The sequence below is a fragment of the Candidatus Zixiibacteriota bacterium genome (genome assembly GCA_035380245.1).
In the GTDB taxonomy this organism is placed as follows: domain Bacteria; phylum Zixibacteria; class MSB-5A5; order GN15; family FEB-12; genus DAOSXA01.
On sequence record DAOSXA010000001.1, the window covers coordinates 282,360 to 302,505 of the forward strand.

The 20,146-nt window shown below is 54.0% G+C and carries 10 protein-coding genes and 1 tRNA gene; 7 read left to right on the forward strand and 4 right to left on the reverse strand.

Annotated features, from left to right (window positions below; all coding sequences use genetic code 11):
• Window positions 1-333: 333 nt before the first annotated feature.
• Together PLF13_01180 and PLF13_01185 are read left to right on the forward strand one after the other, a co-directional pair.
• Window positions 334-5,190 carry a C25 family cysteine peptidase gene (locus tag PLF13_01180; protein ID HOP05881.1) on the forward strand — a complete coding sequence of 1,619 codons (4,857 nt, stop codon included), beginning with the start codon at window positions 334-336 and terminating at the stop codon, window positions 5,188-5,190.
• A 393-nt stretch (window positions 5,191-5,583) separates the two neighbouring features.
• The gene (locus tag PLF13_01185) at window positions 5,584-6,378 is read left to right on the forward strand and encodes a nitrilase-related carbon-nitrogen hydrolase (GenBank protein HOP05882.1); all 795 of its coding nucleotides are present in this window, start codon (window positions 5,584-5,586) and stop codon (window positions 6,376-6,378) included.
• Between the two features lie 306 nt (window positions 6,379-6,684).
• Here PLF13_01185 and PLF13_01190 read toward each other — a convergent pair whose 3' ends face one another.
• Window positions 6,685-10,770: a hypothetical protein gene (locus PLF13_01190; GenBank protein HOP05883.1), complete on the reverse strand. Its 4,086-nt coding sequence runs from the start codon at window positions 10,768-10,770 to the stop codon at window positions 6,685-6,687.
• Window positions 10,771-11,507: 737 nt separating this feature from the next.
• Between PLF13_01190 and PLF13_01195 the strand changes: the two genes are divergently transcribed.
• Window positions 11,508-12,599, forward strand: a complete 1,092-nt coding sequence (locus tag PLF13_01195; protein ID HOP05884.1) for a DUF362 domain-containing protein — start codon at window positions 11,508-11,510, stop codon at window positions 12,597-12,599.
• 696 nt (window positions 12,600-13,295) lie between these two features.
• On the opposite strand, the gene PLF13_01200 is transcribed toward PLF13_01195, so the two are convergent.
• Window positions 13,296-14,378, reverse strand: a complete 1,083-nt coding sequence (locus PLF13_01200) for an AI-2E family transporter (protein ID HOP05885.1) — start codon at window positions 14,376-14,378, stop codon at window positions 13,296-13,298.
• Between the two features lie 443 nt (window positions 14,379-14,821).
• Between PLF13_01200 and PLF13_01205 the strand changes: the two genes are divergently transcribed.
• The 4 genes from PLF13_01205 (at window position 14,822) to PLF13_01220 (ending at window position 16,792) form a co-directional block, all read left to right on the forward strand.
• Entirely contained in the window at window positions 14,822-15,202 is a 381-nt protein-coding gene (locus tag PLF13_01205) for a hypothetical protein (GenBank protein ID HOP05886.1), read from the forward strand.
• Window positions 15,203-15,493: 291 nt separating this feature from the next.
• Window positions 15,494-15,838 (forward strand): cupin domain-containing protein, encoded by a 345-nt coding sequence (locus tag PLF13_01210; GenBank protein HOP05887.1) that lies wholly within the window; start codon window positions 15,494-15,496, stop codon window positions 15,836-15,838.
• Window positions 15,839-16,095: 257 nt separating this feature from the next.
• Window positions 16,096-16,168 (forward strand) — tRNA-Lys (locus PLF13_01215).
• Between the two features lie 90 nt (window positions 16,169-16,258).
• Window positions 16,259-16,792, forward strand: coding sequence for a CHAP domain-containing protein (locus PLF13_01220; protein HOP05888.1), 534 nt, complete (start codon window positions 16,259-16,261; stop codon window positions 16,790-16,792).
• A gap of 31 nt (window positions 16,793-16,823) precedes the next feature.
• Here the strand turns inward: PLF13_01220 and PLF13_01225 are convergent, their stop codons facing one another.
• Together PLF13_01225 and PLF13_01230 are read right to left on the reverse strand one after the other, a co-directional pair.
• Window positions 16,824-18,917, reverse strand: coding sequence for a DUF2339 domain-containing protein (locus tag PLF13_01225; protein HOP05889.1), 2,094 nt, complete (start codon window positions 18,915-18,917; stop codon window positions 16,824-16,826).
• 201 nt (window positions 18,918-19,118) lie between these two features.
• Window positions 19,119-20,120: a phosphotransferase gene (locus PLF13_01230; protein HOP05890.1), complete on the reverse strand. Its 1,002-nt coding sequence runs from the start codon at window positions 20,118-20,120 to the stop codon at window positions 19,119-19,121.
• Window positions 20,121-20,146 lie beyond the last annotated feature (26 nt).

The window sequence follows — 20,146 nt, forward strand, 5'->3', positions numbered from 1 at the left end:
ACAGCATTACCGGGTCCGCGAGCTCCCATTTTAAAAGACTCAAGTGGAACTATCCGGAAGCCGATCTCCTCCAAACCGGCTGTAGGTCTGCACGGAATCGGTGCAAACCGGCATAAAATAAGCGTTTTTAACCTATTGGAGTAGAAATGTATCCGGTTTTTTCCTTTGAAAATGGCCATTTTATTGTATTTTACAGCTTGGATACTGCTCGCAGAGGCTTTGCATAACATAAACCGAACAGACGATTGATGGTACATATCCACCTATGTGTCCCATCCGCCCCACCGGATGAGGGCCACTTCAAGTATTACAGGAATGGAGGAAGTTTTGAAAATGCGTTCATGGCTCTGCCTGGCATTGCTGTGCGTACTGTTGCCGCTCGTAGCTTATGGCAGCTCGGCGCCCCAGACAGTACAGATTAGTGATGCCGCCAACGGCGTAACCCTTCTTCAGCAAGACGACAATGGTCTGCGTCTGCGGCTTGACGTCGGCACAATCAACATCGCCGAAGTTATTACTAAGAAAGGCGCTTATAGCGTTGTCGCCGCTCAGGGCCTCACCGGCTCCAAAGAAATCGGTGAACCGTTCCTGCCCACTGCCGGAAATGTAATTGCGATCCCCCTTGGCTGCAAGCTGTCGGCGGAAGTAATTCATTCCGACGTTGAGGAAATTAAACTTTCCGATCTCGGTTTCGACATGCCGGTTATGCCGGCGCAACCTTCGGTCTCCAAATCGGAAGACCCGGAATCACTCCCCTTCATGCAGGATGAAGGAACTTATCAGATGTCCGGTTTCTATCAGCCGGAGATGGTTGTCACGAGAGAGGAAGGAATCATGCGTGGAGTCAGAATGGGCCACGTCGAGATTAACCCATTCGAATACTCTCCTTCCGAGAACATTCTACGCGTGCATAAGAACATTGAAGTTCGGATAAATTTCGATAATGCCGACTGGGGTGCGACCGATATGCTTTTCGATCGCTATTACTCCCCGGTATTCGAACCGGTCTGGAACAAGGCGATCAACTATGAAGATATGTTCGCCGGCTCCAAGGCTAACCTGCTGACCTATCCCATCGGTTACATTATTATTGCCGACCGGATGTTCGAGGACCAGTTGCAGCCTTTCATCGAGTGGAAAACTCGTAAGGGCTTTGAGGTACACGTTGCCTATTTCGACGTGATCAGCAATGATCGCACCGCCGTTCATAACTACCTGGACAGCCTCTACACCAACATGGTCCCGGCGCCCTCCATGGCTTTGATCGTCGGCGACGCCCAACAGCTCGATCCCTATTCGGGAACGGCAGGCAGCCATGTGACCGACCTGTACTTCTTCGAGTTTACCGACGATCTTTTCCCGGAGATGTGGTACGGTCGTTTCTCAGCGCAGACAACCGCACAACTTCAGCCGCAGATCGACAAAACACTCGAATACGAAATGTACCAGATGCCCGACCCGAGCTACCTGGGTGAAGTTACCATGGTATCCGGTGTCGACGGTACCTATGCCTCCACCTACGGCAACGGTCAGATCAACTACGGCACGAACTACTACTTCAATCTCGCTCATGGAATCGACCCGCATGTCTGGCTGTATCCGGCATCCGACGCTTCCGGAGCGGCAGCAGCGATCATTCAGACGATCTCCGACGGTGTCGGTTTCTATAACTACACGGCCCACTGCTCTCACTCGGGCCATGCCGATCCGTCGTTCACGACTTCTGATATTCCCGGATTGACCAACTACAGCAAGTACCTGCTCGGTATCGGCAACTGCTGTCAGTCCAACACCTTCGATGAATCCACCCCCTGCTTCGGTGAAGCATTCCTTCAGGTCGAGGGCAAGGGCGGTATCGGCTATATCGGCGGTTCCAACAGCACCTACTGGGACGAAGACTACTGGTGGGGCGTTGGCGCCGGTGACATTGTCGGCTCCGGTCCAGATTATGAAGATATGGGCCCCGGCGCCTACGACGGTATCTTCCACGATCACGGCGAAGCTGAATCCGCCTGGTACATCGTCAACGGCGCTATCCTTTCAGCCGGTTCCTTTGCCGTTACCGAGGCCGGTAGCTCTCGTGAAACGTACTACTGGGAAATTTACCACCTGATGGGTGACCCATCGGTGATGACTTACCTCGGCGTACCGGAAGAAAACAATGTGGTACACGATGCCACGTTGCTGATGACTGCAACCAATATCACGGTTACGGCCGATCCGGCCTCTTACGTCGGTATCACCTTTGACGGTGAACTGAAAGGCGCCGGTTATGTCGACGCCTCGGGTCAGGTTACGATTCCATTGACTTCGTTCGGAATTCCCGGCGAAGCGGAAATAGTCGTTACGGCTCAGTTCAAGCAGCCGTATTTCGACACGATTCAGGTAATTACACCCAGCGGCCCGTATGTCGTTTATGACTATGCCGATTTCGGTGACGCCCTCGGCAACAACAATGGTATTATCGATGCCGGTGAGTCGATCTCACTCGGGCTCGGCCTGGTCAATGTCGGCCCCGATGATGCTCTCGGTGTCGTAGGACATATCAACACCGACGATGAATATCTGACTATTACCGACAGCACCGAAAGCTACGGAACAATCGTTGGCGACAACGGTACCGGTTACGTAGTCGACGGTTATGCCTTTGATGTCGCCGGTAATGCTCCGGATGGTCATCGGGCGATTATTAATCTCGAGGTAACAGGAACGGCACGTGATAGTTGGTTCGGAACGTTCCAGGTACCTATCCATGCCCCTAATCTCAGCGTGCTGTATGTGGCGATCGATGACTCCGAAGGCGGAGACAACAACGGTATTCTGGATCCGGGTGAAACCGCCGATCTGACCGTTACCCTGCAGAACAGCGGCTCCGGCCAGGCGTTCGGAGTGAACGTAACTGTTTCCGAAACCGACAGCTATGTCGAGTTCGGAAATACTATGGCGTATTACGGTTCGCTCGACTCGGCCGGCGGTACAGCCAACAACTACGGCAGTGAGTTCGACCTGACTGCCAACAGCGAGTGTCCACTGGGCTATGCCGTACCGGTCACGGTCGATGTGACCGGCGATAACGGTTTTAACACAACCCTCTCCTTCAACGTCACCGTAGGCGACCGGGTAGTCTTCTACTCCGACGATTTCTCCTACGATCAAGGGTGGACCGGCCTTGGCGGCTCCGCTGAATGGGAAATCGGCCCAACGGTCGGGACTAACGACGATCCGGCCGAAGATCATTCTCCGACGACAGACAACCAGGTGCTCGGTAACGACCTTGGTGGTGCATATAACGCCAGTATTTCTTCGACCCAGTGGGTTTACTCACCGATTATCGACTGCGGTACCATGACCGGCGTACAGATGACCTATTACCACTGGCTGGGAGTCGAAAGCTCCTCCTATGACCATGCTTATTTCGATGTTTACGACGGTGAAAGCTGGATCCGTCTTTTCGAGAACGATGCCACCAACCAGGAAACAGAGTGGACTTACGAGTTCTATGACCTGTCCGAAGTGGCCGACTCCAACTCCTACTTCCAGCTTCGCTGGGGTCTCGGATCGACCGATGGCTCCATCCAACAATCCGGCTGGAACATTGACGACATCGAGATCAAAGGGTACGGACGAATTGGGATGCCGGATATGGAGATGGAAGCCGGTCCGTTTGCCGACAGTCTCCAACCCGGCGCTTCCGCCACGCATTATATGACTTTCCGCAACACCGGTGACGGCTCCCTGCGGGTCTGGTTGGAATCCGACAACACCTGGCTTGAATTCTCCACCGATGTTCAATTGATTCTCCCAGGCGATTCAGCGGTAGTTGAGGTTGTCGTTAACGGTGAGGGTCTGGAATGCGGAGAACATCTCGGAAGCATCCATTACACCAGCAACGACAACGGTGACCCGGAAGGTAACATCTCCTTTACCGCCCTTATCTACGCTCCTGACGTTAGTGTTATCGAGACTTCATTGTCCGAGACTCTGGAATCCGGTCAGGAATCGACGTATGAATTGACGATTAACAACAACGGCCCCGGCCGTCTGGATTACACCGCCGGTTGCTTCATGAACCTCAAGGACAAGACAGCAACCGCCGGTCTGGCGACCTCCTCCAGCGAACCGATCGCTTATCGTCCCGGTGACGCCGATAAGTCCGACTATCAGGAGCCGATTTACGCTCCGATTGAAAAAGGCTCCGGCGGTCCGGATGTCTTCGGTCACTCCTGGATCGATTCCGACGAATCGGGCGGACCGGCTCTCGACTATATGGATATCTCCACTGTCGGTACGGCAATTACTCTCGGTGATGATGAGGGTTCCGAGGCTATTTCGATCGGCTTCGGTTTCCCGTTCTACGATTCGGTCTACACCGAACTTTATATCGGATCCAACGGAATCATCAGCTTCGATGAAAGCCTCAGCAGCCGTGTCAACGGCACACTGCCGAGCAGCGTTGCCAAAGCGATCATTGCGATGTTCTGGGATGATCTCGATCCGCGTCGCGGCGGTGAGATTCTCTATTATCACGATGTCGCCAACGGTCGTTTTATCGTCAGCTTCGATGAAATCATGTTCTACTACAGCACGACCGGAACGGGCTCGTTGTCCTTCCAGGCCCAACTGTACGAGAACGGCTCGATCCAATTGCATTACGGTACGATGGAGACCGGTGAACGCGATTTCCTGAGTCACACGATTGGTCTGCAGAACAGCGAGCAGTCTGACGCTCTCGAGATCGTCAATAACGCCGCTTACATGCACTCCGATCTCGCTATCGAAATCGTATCTTCTCACTGGCTCTCGATTGTTCCGGCTGGCGGATCGATCGACCCGTTCGGTTTCGCCACGATTACGGTCGGCTACAGCGCCATTGAACTGGAAGACGGCGAGTATACCGGACAGATCCTGATCAGCTCCAACGATCCGGACACCCCGAGTCTCAACATCCCGGTAACCCTCACGGTTGAACCCGAGCTGGTCTATGTCTGTGGCGATGTTGACGGCAGTGGCTCTGGTCCGGATATCAACGACCTGGTTTACCTGGTTACTTACATGTTCGGCAGTGGCCCGGTGCCTCCGGTTATGGCGGCGGCTGATGTCGACGGCGAACCGGGTATTACGATTGCCGACCTGGTTCATCTGGCAACTTATATGTTCCAGGGTGGTGATGATCTGAACTGCGTCGAATAGACTCGATACTATAGTTTGTCACAGCCCCGGCCTTCAAGGTCGGGGCTTTTTTTATCATCGTAATGATGAAGATATATCCCCGCTTTCGCAGTAAAAACGTGATACGAGGTGGTAAGCGGGATCATATCGAGGGATCGCGGGGATCCCGCGCTACGGGGAGTGTTGAAAAACCTCTTATGCGGCGGAGACAAGCCCCGCCGCTACGTGTTTTAGAGTCCTAACCTCGCATTCCGTGCGCAGGTTCGAAGACGGACCTGCACTACGGCAATACTGCCACTTGCGGGCAGGTTCCAAAGAGCCACCATGAGCTCAATCTATGCAAGACTTGACTACCCTGTCCATAAATCGTAATGTCCGATTAATGCAGACACCACATTAAGCACAGGATTCCTGATGAAACTTGGCATTATTCAAATTGCGCCGGTGCTGGGAGATCGGGCAGCAACTATCGCCAGGCTCCAGCCTCTCCTGGATCAAGCAACTGACGCGGATCTGATCGTTCTCCCCGAGCTGTGTAACAGCGGCTATAACTTCTCCAGCCCAACACAAGCCCGTGAATTGGCTGAATCCGCCGAGGATGGCCCTTTCGTGCAATATCTCACAGAATACTGCAAACTACACAACACTCACGTAGTGTCCGGATTAAACGAGCGAGACAGCAGTTATCTTTACAACACCGCCGTGTTAATCGGCCCTGCCGGTCCGATTGGAAAGTACCGTAAAATCCATCTGTTTTGGAACGAGAAAGATATCTTCCAACCAGGTGATCTTGGACTGCCCCTGTTCGATATCGGTTCGGCTCGGATCGGTATGCTGGTCTGCTTCGACTGGCTCTTCCCCGAGGTGTGGCGAATACTCGCCCTCAAGGGAGCGGACATCATCTGTCATCCTTCCAACCTCGTCCTGCCCGAGCTTTGTCAGAAAGCGATTCCCACTCATGCCGTCTGTAACCGGGTATTCGTAATGACGGCCAACCGCGTCGGAACCGAAGGCGAACTGACCTTCACCGGCAGGTCGATCATTGCGAGTCCCAAAGCAGAAGTGATCGCCGAGGGAACCTCAACGGGTGAAGAGTTTATCTCGGCTGATGTCGACATCGCGATGGCTCGCGATAAGATGCTCACTCCCCGCAATCATGCTTTCAATGACCGCCGCCCGGAGTGCTACCGGGAACTGGTGAAAAAGTAATTTCGCACTAATTGAAATTTCCCTCCTGAGGGGATTGGATATCGATAAAACGCATTGGTGGCCCACCCGTCCACGGTGGGAATATCAGCACATCCTTCCGCTTTCGGTGGCCCACCCGTGGACGGGTGGGCCACCGAAGTGATTTTGTACAAACCAGACATAGTTGTCACAATAAAACAGCAACATGGTGGGCGGCAGACGTCTCGTCTGCCCCTATGTCTGCCCACCCCCCATCAAGATTACAGGCACAAAAAAACCGGCGGCCACATAAAGTGGCCGCCGGTAATAATGTCAGTGTGACAACACTTACGGAGCTACGATCTCAAATGACGTGTTGGAAGCGTCACTCATCGGCTCAAGACCGCTCGCCTCGGTGATGCGGATCAAACAAGTATTTGATGCCGCAAGATTCGGGTCATTGCTCGGGTTCAGATCCCAGTTAAAGGTCTTAGTACCCGCCGCAATGCTGGAAGCACCGGGGATTATGTAGTAATCGGTCATATTGAGCGTGTACTCAATCTTGACCGCGCTGGTAATCGAGATCTCTTCCCAGGTAATCGTCTCAGCGTGGTTCAGAGTCCAGGTCTCACCGCCGTTCGGAGAGGTAACGATGATACCGGCAATCTTGAACGGAGCATCGCAGACGTCATTACCGTTATAGGTCTGATTCTTACCTACGCGGATGGACACTGAATCGGCCGGATTATTAGCCACGGTCCAGGTATAAGAACCTGTGTTCGGGATATCATCCGCGATCAGGGTCCAGGAGCCGCCGTTGATCGAATAGTGCAGACCGACAGAATCCATCAGAGTACCGATAGTATTCCACGTGATCAAGTAGCTGCCGCCGCTCGACAGGACCTCACCACCGTTAGGATCGGTCAGGGTCACACCTGAGATAGTGAACGGACCGGCTGTCGTATAGGTGTTGTGCGTGTTCGTGAAGGCACGAATCCAAACGTTGGCATCGGCTGTGTTCGGGACACTCCAGGTATGGGTGCCGTCATCGGCGGTGTTGGCCACGATCAGAGTCGAGTCGGTCACGAAATTATCGTGCGAGTAGTACAGATCAATCGTACCCGGTGAACAGACGGTGCTCCACAGGATGTTGTGGGAGGTGCCGCCGCGCCACTCGGTGCCGACCAGCGGAGAATCGAGAACGATACCGCTGACACTGAACGGACCTTCGAGGTCGAGTACAACATCGTCCTGGTTCAGAATCCGGACCCAGGCAGAATCATTCGACGGAATGGTGCTGCCAACTGACCAGATAAATACACCGTCGTTGGCAACGGTATCGGCCAGGGTTGTCCAAGTAGTGGTGTCGTCGAGCGAGTACTGAAGCACGATCTGCGAGGAAGCCGGGTTGAAATCCGAAGTCCAGGTGATCACGGTGTCAGCACCACCCGTGATGCAGTCGGCAGCCATCGGGCCAGTAATGTCTACATAGTCGTGAATTACATCAATGCCCCAACCGAAATAGTGAATCGGGTGCGAATAACTGAGAGCCCGGATGCCGAGGTAGCAAGTGTAATTCTCACCACGGTCTTCAGGATACCAGGTGTAGCTGTAGGTACCGGAGCCATCGGTAACGATGGTATCGACAACGCGTATTAAACCACCGGGAGACAACATGTAAAACACTTGGATGCTGTCAAGACCGGCATAGCTGAACGCGATCGGAATACCGGTCGAGTCAATGCCGCCTTCATCGTAAATAGTGGTAATAGTGTCATAGGTCGAGGAGTCCGGAGCGGTCAGCTTGAGACCGGCCCAGGTGAACAGGTCGGAGGTCCAGATCCAGCCGCCGCCGGCGGTGGTGTCCTGCAGACCGATCATGGCCGTGGTCGAGAACAGAGTATCATCAACGTCGATAGTCTCAGAACCGTCATCTTCAACGTTGAGCAGGGTGTCGAACCAGGTCGTGCCGCCGTCCAGCGACAGGTACATGTCAAAGATATTGTACAGGCCTTCGGGATCGGTCGAGTTCCAGGTTACCAGGAACTCCTGAGCCATGAAGGTCGAAGTGGTATCGACTGGAGAGGTAATTGTCACCCACGGGTACAGATAGATCGTGTCAACAGCCATGTTGTTGCTGTTGTCGTACAGGTTGATAATCATCATATCGCCCGAGGCTGTAGCGCCGGCCGGAACGGTCACAACACCGTAAACGGAGCGCATGTCGTTGCCGAAGGTCCACTCAACGGCTGCGGAAGTCAGCACGAAGTTCGGATCACCACCGGCTTCAATGAAGCTGCACTCGATCGCACCGAGATATTCGAACAAGGACATAGCCTTGAGCAGATCAGGACCAATGCCGATGTAGAAGGTTGATGACTCTTCACCACCCGCATTGTCGGCATTGCCGACCTGATGGGCCATGAAGACCGGTTCGACTTCATCAGCTATGGTGATACCGGCCGAGAACGGACCGGCGTTGCCCAGCGGATCGACCGCACGGACATAGAAAGTCACCTCGGTAGCGCCGGAGAACGGAGTCTGAACGAGGTCGTCGAAGTACAGGTCAAACTGAGTATTCGAGCCGCTGGTCAGGTCAACCGAACCTACCTGACGCTGCAGGTAGCTGTAATCCTGAACACTGTCTTCAACCAGAACAACGTCGGTGTTGTTTATGTTGTCCTTGGCGAAAATCTGATAGTAATCAGCGCCCGGAACCGAAGTCCACTGGAAGTAGAACGAAGTGTTGTCCCAGTCGGCAACCCAGTCATCGCCGCCCATCTCGTCATAGTTGATCACGAAATTGGTCGGAGCGACCATAGCCGGACCGGTATAAACGGTACGGAAAGTCAGCGCGCCGGTGGCAACTTCGGCATCCGTAACATAATCGTTACGCAGAGTCGAATAGATTTCGAAATCGAGGCTGTAGCGATGATCGGATTCCAGAATCTGGGTCGGAGTAATCGTTACAGTCTGGGTGCCGTCGCCGGAAGACGCGAAGTTGACCAGGCGGTTGCCGCCGTCGATGTCGCGCAGCTCGATGAAGCCTTCGGACAGATCGACGTTCATATCGAAGGTCAAAGTGATCGCCGTGGCAAGAGGAATCTGCGTGAAGTCATCGGTGCCGTCGGTGGCGCCGTAGTCATCGAGGTTGGTGGTCACGAACCGCATACCCTGCTGGGTGTACAGAGTATCCATGAACTCACCACCGTACAGCTCGAGTCCGTTCAAACCGTAACCGTACAGCTTAATGATGTATCTCTGATCGGGAACCAGGTCGAGAGCCGGATTGATGGTCAGAGTACGGTAAGTGTTGGCCCAGGTATAGCCAAAGTCGAACGGCAGATCGAAGTCGAACATAACCGAATCCATCGACTTGGAGAAGGTGAGAACCAGGTTCTCATCAACCAGGAAACCAGGCTGTTCGAAGTTATAAGTCAGAATAGCCGGTTTGTTGGTAGCAACCGGTTCGTCACCACTGCCGGCCAGCGGTACAAACAGATTCGGCAAAGTGGTAGTACCCGGATTCATGATGAAATTGTAGACGCAATAAGCATAAGCCGAATCATTCAGGGTGAACGGCATAATCAGCAATCTTACGCCGGTCCACGGAGAACCGGAAGCCATATCGGGCGTTCCATCTTTCTTCGCACCGGAATCATAGAACCAGTTATCGATGACCAGCGGCACGTTGTTAAAGGTGAAAACACCGTTGGCATCGGTGGTGGCGTTGTACTTGTTAACCTGGAAGCGAGCGTCACTGTAATAGTAATAGGAATCTTCGTAGTAGTAGCCGAGCAAAGTGCTGTAGTCAAGTACCACATCCACTCCGGCAGCCAGACCGACAGCCGGATCGAAGTCGTCCTGAGCCATGATCGGGGCATCCTTACCGGCAGCAGCAGGCATATCGGGCATAGCGGTATAGATCGTACCGGTCACGGTAGCAGTCATCGGATACAACTGGACGTTCATCGTCTCCATGTACTCTTCGTCGCCGGCCGCCTCGTCGGAGGTGCTGCCGCGGATCTCTTCGATCGTCGGGATGTACACGGTGGCGTTAATGATCGTGTAACCGGTCAGGGTGAAGGTCAGTTCGTAATAACCGGAAGAAAGCGAGTCATCGATCAGGTAATAACCGGCAGCGTTGGTAGCGTAGGTGAAGGACTGATCGTTCTTCGTCCAGGTAACCGTCACACCGGACAACACGGAATTGTCATAGGTGCTGGTTACGATACCCTGTACCGAACCAATAACTTCGTCGTCGGCTTCGATATTGACGATCGTGTCGTTATTGTTGTTGTTTGTCGTGTCGTTAGTGTTGTCCGGCACCGTGATATTGGTGGTGTCGTCCCCACAACCGCTAACGAAGTACACGGCCATGATGCTGGTCACAAGTATTGCGAACAGCAACAGAAACTTTGTGTTTCTTCTCATTCCATTTACTCCTTTAAGAAACCTGTTTGATTTCGTAATTCTCTCACAATCCATTGATAGGAAGTTGTTCCGTCAACTTCAAAACTCTTCCCCCGGGATTCAAGCGACGAACATGCTAAGGCCACCATGTCCCGGCTTTCTTTCAAGAAAACCTCCTTTGCTTGTTCTAACCTCGTATTCGTATTCTATATATTTCTTATCAATCTTTGTCAACGTTACCTTCCGCCTACTATCGGCTAAATGATGTAAACCATTATGCCGTAAAACCTTCTAATTGGCGGAAGACACCAAAATCGGAGTTAAACATATTTGAACTGAAAAACCGTGTCAAGGATAAAAAAGTCGGAAAAACGACACGTTTGAGGGCTGTTATCCTCCTCCTGGCCTTGCCCGCCATCACTTTAACCAACCTCGACATGTCTTCTGCATGAATGGTTGGAAGGTTCAATGCTAAGCTATGACTATAACTTCCTGATACAGTAAAAGCAAGCAAAATCACCCTCACAGGGTAGCCCTAACAGATTGTATCCTATTCTCTTTACCTTTTGATTCATATCGGCTTAACTGTGCGAAAATTTAGCAATTTTCAGAAGAATACCTTAAAAGTTAATTATATGATGTTGTCTCGGGAGACTTGTCCCTTGAAACAACCTTTCCACCCGTTTGACATACTTCCGCTACAGGGTTATATTCGCCCTCGTTCTATATGAATTTAACCGTATCGAAAATGGGAACTCATGAGTAAAGCCACCGTCGCCGTCCTCAGAACCGACTCAACCCGAGTCGTGGAAGACTACCGTAAACTCCTCGAGTTGATCGATTATCAAAACATCATCGATAAAAGCCAGGACACCCTGATCAAATTGAATCTCTCCTGGACTAAATACTTCCCGGCCTGTTCTTCACAACCCTGGCAGGTCGAGGGGCTGGTCCGGACAATGGTCGAGGACGGCTATGAAAAGGATAAACTCATCCCGGTTGAAAACAAGACCGTAGTAACCAATCCGATCAAAGGCGCTCACAACAATCTCTGGATGCCGATCCTCAAAAAATACGGTCTGGGCTTTACCCCGCTGCCGGGGGTGGAATGGATCGTTTATAATTTCAAATCGGAACTGCTCAAGCTCAACGAGATTTTCCCCGAGGGCATCCAGATTCCCAAGATGTACGTCGGTAAACAGATTATCCATCTGCCGACGGTCAAGACACACGGCCATTCGACCACTACCGGCTCGATCAAGAACTCTTTCGGCGGTCTCCTGCGCGAGGTGCGCCATTACGCTCATAAATACATGCACGAGGTGCTGGTCGACCTGATGCTGATGCAGAAGGAACTTCATCCGAACATCCTGGCGGTGATGGACGGCACCGTGGCAGGCGACGGGGCCGGTCCGAGAACAATGATTCCACACAGCAAGAATCTGATTCTGGCCTCTTCCGATTCGGTGGCGATCGACGCCGTGGCGGCGCGACTCATGGGTTTCGATCCGATGAGTATTCCCTATCTCCGCATGTGCCACGAGCGCGGTCTCGGCTGCGCCGAATACAAGGATATGGAGATCAAGGGGGAAGATATCGACGAGATTAACTTCCATTTCCATACCAAGAAGTCGTTCGTTATCTGGGGGGATCAGATGCTTCGAAAGGGACCGCTGCGGTTCCTAGAGAAGATTGCGCTGCACTCACCGTTAGTGGTCTGGGCGCCGGCGGCATCCAATATCTACCACGACTGGCTCTGGTACCCGACAGTCGGGAAATCCATCATCCGCAAGTTTTCCGAGACCGAATGGGGTCGCCTGTTCGACAAATACAAACGCGGCGAAGCCTGACCCTGCACTGCGATAGCGACAGAAACTCGCTAGTGGCCTACCCGTCCACGGGCAGGATTAGAAATCATACCGACAACACCATTTCGTGGGCGGCAGACGTCTCGTCTGCCCCGGGGAATGTCTTGCCGGCGAAGGCCGGCATCCAGAGATGAGAAAGGGCGCAACGCGCTCGCGTATCGCCTTCCCCGATCTACTTCTTCGTGGGCGGCAGACGTCTCGTCTGCCCCTGTTTCTGCAACTTCTAATTAACCCGTAGCGCGGGTCCGTCTTCGAACCCGCGTGTTCGCAGGTAATGGTGGTCCGGTGGCCCACCCGTCCACGGGCAGGATTAGAAATCATACCGACAACACCATGGCATGTCTCGGAGAGACATACCCTACTGTCGACCCTGGCGCTCCCCCCCTCGGGGAATGTTGAAAAAGTCCTACGCTCGGACATTCGCACAAATCACGTCAGTAATGCGAGCAACACAAGGCCGCCCGCTACGCGAGGGTTAGGGCTCTTTAACACGTAGCGGCGGGGCTTGTCTCCGCCACGATGGAGGTTTGTCAACACTACCCTCGGGTGGGAAGGTTCAGGCTACAAACCGGCCACACAGGTGACACAATTGACCTCCGCGTCATTGTCAGACATTGAAAAAAAGAGGCCAACGAGGTTGTCGGCCCTTCACGAAATCAACCTATACCCGGCGGGTTATTATAAATCTGGTGATTCTCTTTCGGGATTGAGACGGAAATCCAAAATGTGCAGAAGAGTCATAAAGACCGCTGCGATCAGCGGACCGACCACCAGCCCCAGGATACCGAACAGGCTGATCCCGCCCATGATGGCGAAGAACAACAGCAGCGGATGAATCTGGGCTCCCTTGGATATCAACAAGGGCCGGACGACATTGTCGATCTGGCTAATGATGACTCCGCCCACCGCCAGCACCACGATCCCCTTGATCCATGATCCGCCGAGGATCAGGATTATCCCGGCCGGGATATAAACAATCGATGCCCCGACGAAAGGAATGATAGCCAGAAAGGCCATCAGCGCTCCCCAGAAGACGGGTGAACCGATGCCGACCGCGGCGAAAAGCACCCCGCCGATGAATCCCTGGAGCAGGGCAACCATCGTCCCGCCGAACATCGTGGCATGAGTAATACTATGTAACTGGGCAAAGATCGACTCCACCTGATCCGCATCCGAAAGGGGAATCAAGCGTTTTACCTTGGCCACCAGGCGTTCGCCGTCGATGAAGAAATAGTACATCGTGAACAGCGTCAAGATGAAATAGAACACCGCCTTGGTGCCGTTGGTTACCAGCCAACTGGTTTGATTGAGCACCACTCCGGAAACACGATTGATGGCATCCTTGGCGATTTGATCGAGATTGATCTGGGAGATATCGTAGTATTTGGCCAGTTTCAGCTTGACCGTCTCGATCCAGGGGACATTGAACGACAGGAGGCTGTCCAGCTCTCCATTTTTATACATCTCGTTGACCTTGGCCACAGCCGCGGTTACCTCGTTAACCAGGGCGACGAACAGGTAGGCGATCGGGCCGATTATAACCAGCACCACGATCACGATAACAACCACCGAAGCGAGCCATTTCGGAACATGAAAGAATTTGTTCCGGCAGATACGAGTGTAAAGCGGATAGAAAATGATCGTCAGAACCGCTCCCCAGCAGAGCGGCGCGAAGAACGGCGCCATGATCAGATAGAACAAATAGAAGAAGGCTGCCGTAAAAATCAGAAATAAAGCTGCTTTGAGATACTCACTTTTCATCTTCTCTCCTGACCCGATTTCAACCTAATCCGCCCCTCAACGTCTGGCAACTAACATTTTGGAATGGATTTTTAGCACGATCGGTTTCGATCGACAATCCGTAAAGAGATTTGTCGTTGCGACCGCAATCCCGCTCGCAGAGCGGTTTCCTGCTCTATGTTATAGGTTTTCTCCCCCACCGGATGTTTCAAAACGACAGGTTGACGCCGTATCCTGAGAATGATTTAAACGGCTGTAATGAATTCTGAGGAACTTTTCAGGGCAGCGACAAAAGATGGACCTGACCGGTCCGAGGGGGAATGATCCATGCAAAAAGTTAATCAGTTGGCGTTAAGGATTTTATCTCACAGCCGATGCTAATGCTATAGAAAAAGCAAACTGCGAATGCCGTCATTCAAACAATGTGTGTTCGCATACCTTAACGCTTCAAACAAGGAGTTATTATGGCTACGCGTAAACCACAGAGAAAGACCCGTCGTGCGGTTACCCCGCGCAAGACCCGTCGTGTGGCTCGTCCGTGGACCAGAGAAGAAATCGCGTTCATGCGGAAATACTACCGCAAGTACGAAACCACCTGGTGTGCCCGCCAGCTCGGCCGCACGGTCTACTCTGTGCGCTACAAGGCTGTGGATCTGAACATCCAGAAGGCTAGCCCGTCAGTGTGGCGCGGCAATCGTGGCCCGGCCAATGCCTTCCGTAAGCCGGTCACCCGCCAGACCACTACCAACCGCAAGGTCGCGAAGCGTCAGCAGCAGAACAAGCGCACCTACCGCGCCAGCAACGTTCGTCGTACGAATCGTCGTTCGAACCGTCGCCAGCAGTAGGCCTTGCCACGTAATTGGAATTTACTCTTCTTAAAGGTCCGCCCTCTCCCCGAGAGCGGACCTTTTCTTTTGCACTTTTTCCGTTTTTGCCTGTTATATTCTCTCAAACAATCGCGCTTGTTGAAACAGCCTGACGACCGGACGGCGTCGGAGACACAACCGTCGCCGGGGCGATACGAGTTCACCCGCTACGCGAGGTCGAGATCCCCGGTTGCACAGTCGGGAACTTGACTCTCCGGCAACATGCCGTCTCGTAAGACTGATCAACAGGCTTAACGACAGGAGAGAATTATGCCGGTTATCAAATACGAAGACATAGAATACACACCGATCATTATGGACGGTGTGCGCGATGCCTCCAAAGCGGTGCCGATGAACGCCGATATCTGGCCCGAGCATGTGGTACGCACGTTTCGACTCAAGCCGGGCGGTTGCACCCCTCGCCATTCTCACGACTGGGAACATGTCAACTACATCATGAAGGGGCGCGGGAAACTTACTATCGACGGAGAGGCTCACGAACTGGCCGCCGGGGATTTTGCCTTCGTACCGCCGAACGCCAATCACCAGTTCGAGAATCCGTTCGATGAGGAGCTGGAGTTCATCTGTATCGTCCCGGAGCGCGGCGAGTACTAGGCGCGGCCGGTTTCGGTCGGGCTCACGGGCGGCGTTTTTTCCCTCGCCGGGACCGGGATCAAGCGTATTATATTTGGCCGGCTCGTTAGCAAGCAGACCGAGGATTGAGAAGGGCCTAATTTGGCCTGTAAAATTCCTTGCCATTTTTGGGCAAGCCTATATATTCTCTGCGCAGGCCGAGCCCTTGACGGTTTGGTTTTAGTTCTTTGAAATAGACGACTACCAGTCAAGCGTGTAAACGTTTGTTCTTTTTTTGTGCGCCATTAGCTCAGTTGGTAGAGCAGCTGACTCTTAATCAGCGGGTCCGGGGTTCGAGTCCCTGATGGCGTACTTTTTTATTGGGGGAAATTGAGCTTTGTCAGGTTCCAAGGAAGCTGACGCCTCTTCTCGTAGCTTCCGGGACGCAAAGGAGTGACATCTATGACCAAACGCAGGCGGCTCGCCGAGGTCGCGGAGCAAATGGCCCGTAAGCCGTTCCACGGAAAAGTCCTCGGACTAAGGTCCAACCTCAAACCCATAACCGACCGCTTTCCCAAGGGACCGCGAAGCGAGTTCGACGGCTCCTGGTGCGCGGCTTTTGTCTACCATTGTTTCCGCTCGGCCGGATTCGACCTGCCCCCCCAATACCCCACCAAAGCGTTCGGCTCGTTCGCATCGGTGCGAGCCTGGCTCGAATGGTCCAAGCGACCGGAGAACGGCTTCTACATCTCCGTGAATCATGCCCGTTACAAGCCCGCTCCGGGAGATATCATAATCTACGACAACATTTTCGATCCCGGCCCCCACGACCATATTGGGATTGTGATAAAAGCCTCCAAGACGCAGCTCACCGTCGCCGAGGGAAACGTCAACAACCTCTCGGCGGTGGTGGAACGACCGCTTCGTCGCAACGTGCGCGGCCTCATTCGCGTCCCGGAGGATTACAGCTTCGCGCGCACCCACGACCGGCTCTAACTACGCACACACACCACCCCCGCGCGGTCGGTCACGTCTTGTCCGAGGAAGACTCCCCCGCGTTCTTCTTCCAGAGCTTCGGGAAATAATAGCTGAGGGCCAGGAACACGCCCCCGAATCCGATGAAAAGCAACACGCGCCAGATTGTCTCGATCCGGGCCAGATCGACTACGAACATCTTGGCCACCACCAGCATCAGCGTGCCAAGTCCGACCAGACGCGCCAAATGGACGTTACGTCGCAGACCGGTAATCAACAGGATTGCGCCGAAAACACCCCAGGCGACCGAGATGTACCCCTGCCCGTTTTCCAGCGGCAAGAGCTCCCGAGCCAGCCAGGCCAGAAAACCGACGTGAGCTGCAAGCAAATAGGTCCGCTTCTCAGCCTCGTTCGCGAGGAGAAAAGTCGTGCCCGCGATCAGAATCAGCGGCAAGAGATTGAAAGCGGCATCCGGATTGAAAAACGCCGGTCCTACGAGGCGCGGTTCGGCCATGCGGGAGGCCACAAAGACCGCCGTGCCCAACCAGAACACGTGAGAGAAAACTCGGAGAACGACGTCCTTCAGCCTCCACGCCAGCACGCTGAGGACCGCTGCTTCGAGCGTCACCAGGAAAAGGTGCAGGTTGCCTTCGAACTCGCGACCCAACAACCTTGCCAGAGAAAGCGCCGCGACGATCACGTAGATCCAACGGGTGTCGGGTTCGTTCCAAACGAAAGCCGCCGCCCCAACGCAGGCGATTGTCCAGAGATCGACCAGGTTCGCCTCGCTGAAAAACCCGAGGGCTCCGGAGGGATCGACGATGAGCCTGGACCAAAGACCGATGACCACCGCCGCGAACAGCAGATGCCCGCCGAGAGAGACTCGCCGGTCGGACAGGTGCCGGCCAATGACGAGCAGAGTCAGAGCTTCGCTCGACAGAACGAACCTGAGGGTATCGCCCGAGAGCAGGTTGATCAAAGCCAGAGTGAACAACACGATCCCGACCGCCGCCTGAGTGAACGAGAGGTCTCGGAGCGATGGGATCGTTTTCAGATACACTGCGGCCAGGGCGTAAATCGGAACAACGGCCATGTTGACCCAACCGATAACATGCGGATCGATGTTGGACCAGGTCGCGTAGGACAGCATGAGCGCCAGGAGCACCGGGCCAACCGAAAGCAGGTGCACATGCCGATCCAGCACGGTCTGGGCCATACTGCCGATGCCGGAGTCGCCGATGCCGAGTCGTTCGATCCTCCATCGTGTCGGCGCTTTGACCGCAGCCACCCGTCGCGCCACCGGAGTTATCCAGAAGGTCAGCCAGGCCGTGACCAGACCGGCCTGCATCGCCCAGCGGTCGCCGTCCACGACTGTCCATGAATCCATTTCGAGGTCAATAACACCAATCGCGAGGACGATCCAGCCGCCGATCGCCGAGAGCCAGAGCAACAGCCGCCAGCCTTTGTAGAAATAGACCGCCGCCGCCGAAACGAAAACCAAACAGGTGTAGAGAACCAGACCGGGGAGATTGCCCGAGCCGGTGTAGAGCAGGAATGGCGTCCCCAGCGCACCGGCGGTGCCTATCACGGAGAAAAACGCTCGATCCTGCCGCAGAGCGATCACAAACGATCCGACCGAGATCGCCACCATCCCCGCAAAGGCGACCGGATAAGTTATCAACTCGAAGAGCTGGAAGGCCGAGAAACAGGTGATGTAGAAGGTCCCGATGCTCCCCCCCAGCAACACCTGACCGAAGGCGGGACGTCGGCCGTAGAGATGCAGACCAAACAACAGCAGGATCATCCCTACTCCCAGTCCGAACAGATGTCGCACGAGCGGATTGATCCAGCCCTGATCGATCGAATATTTGAAGGCAAACGCCACCCCGAACAGGGTCAGGCCAATTCCCACGATCTTGAGCCAGAAATCACCTCCGCGCATGTTGGCCGGCAACTTCCAGGACGACGATGTGGGCGGTTTCGGGGGCAGCGTCGGTATTTTCGGGACCGGTTTGATCCTGGACGGTTGCCCCGGAGGCGGCAGAGGCTGCGAGGTGAGCTGCCCCAGCACCTTCTTGATTTCTGCGATGTCGTTTTCGAGCCGACCGACTCGCTCGCGAAGTTCTCGTTCCTCGGGTTGATCCACCGCGCCTGCCTTTCCGTGTCACACCTGTGAATAATCCAATCAACGAGATAGTATGCGAACACACCGCGACAGGGCCAACATAAAAGGAATTGAGGGTCGTGTGGGAGGCGGTCAGTTCCCAAGGTTCTTAATCCACATCCACACGCCAACGACTCGGGATCGCAAGCAGTAATGTTGCCTGCAACCTGACATCGGTTCGACTCATGAAAGTTCGAACTCGGTCCAGTCGAGGTCGACGAACGGTGTGCGGTCGATGATGCGCGAGCGGTTACGATCAATATATGCCCGGCAGAATTCATCGAAACCATCAGAATCAAATCCGCGATAAATCGCCACATACAAAACCATCTGGCGGCGACGGAGAATTTTGGGGATCATCTCCCGCCACTTGTTGTCCAGTCCGAATTCGGTTCGATACCCCTCCAGTAGTCGAGTCAGAAATTCGCGTGAAAAAGCTCGTATCTCCGCCTCGGTTCCCTTCTTCGGGACAGCGTAGAAAAGCGCTATAGCCAGATCGGCAATGAAGAAATCATAAGCGGAGTCATCGAAATCGAACAGGGTCGGCCGGTCGCCGTCGAAAAAGATATTCCCGGTATGGGCATCGACATGGCAGAGACCGTAAGAATCGCCGTCGGTCGGGATCGAACGCAAATCATCCAGCAGTTCCTCAAAACGGTCGCCGATGATTTCGTCCCCCTCGGGCAGATAGTCGCGGTAGGCAACGAAATCGTGCTCCTCGTGCCAGTTCCAGCGGCGGACAGTCTCGGAGGGAGGTTGGTAGTCGCGGGTAAGACGATGCATCCGGCCATGCATGACACCCCGATTGAAAGTCATTGCCGGGGTCCATTGATCGCGTTCCACCATACTGCCGGGAGCTTTTTCGAATAACACCGCCACGAAACCATCGGCATCGGTCTCGATATACTCGGTCAGATTCCCCTCGCGTGATCGCAGCGGCACACAGACCGGAGCACCTTTGCCCGCCAGAAAATCGATCCAGTCCAACTCGGCCTCGACCTTGTCCCGCGTGCGATGGGTGTGATGGGTTAGGCGCAGAATGCAGGGGCGTCCCTCGCGGACACCCTCAAGGACGAGATTTTCAAAACCATCGAGCAACTTGAGTGATTTTGGCTCCACCAGAAAACGATGAGCGAATTCAGTGCGGATTTTGTCGGTGAATCGGGCTTCTATTTCGGCTTTCATTTGTTTCTTAGCCTTATCTTCTCATG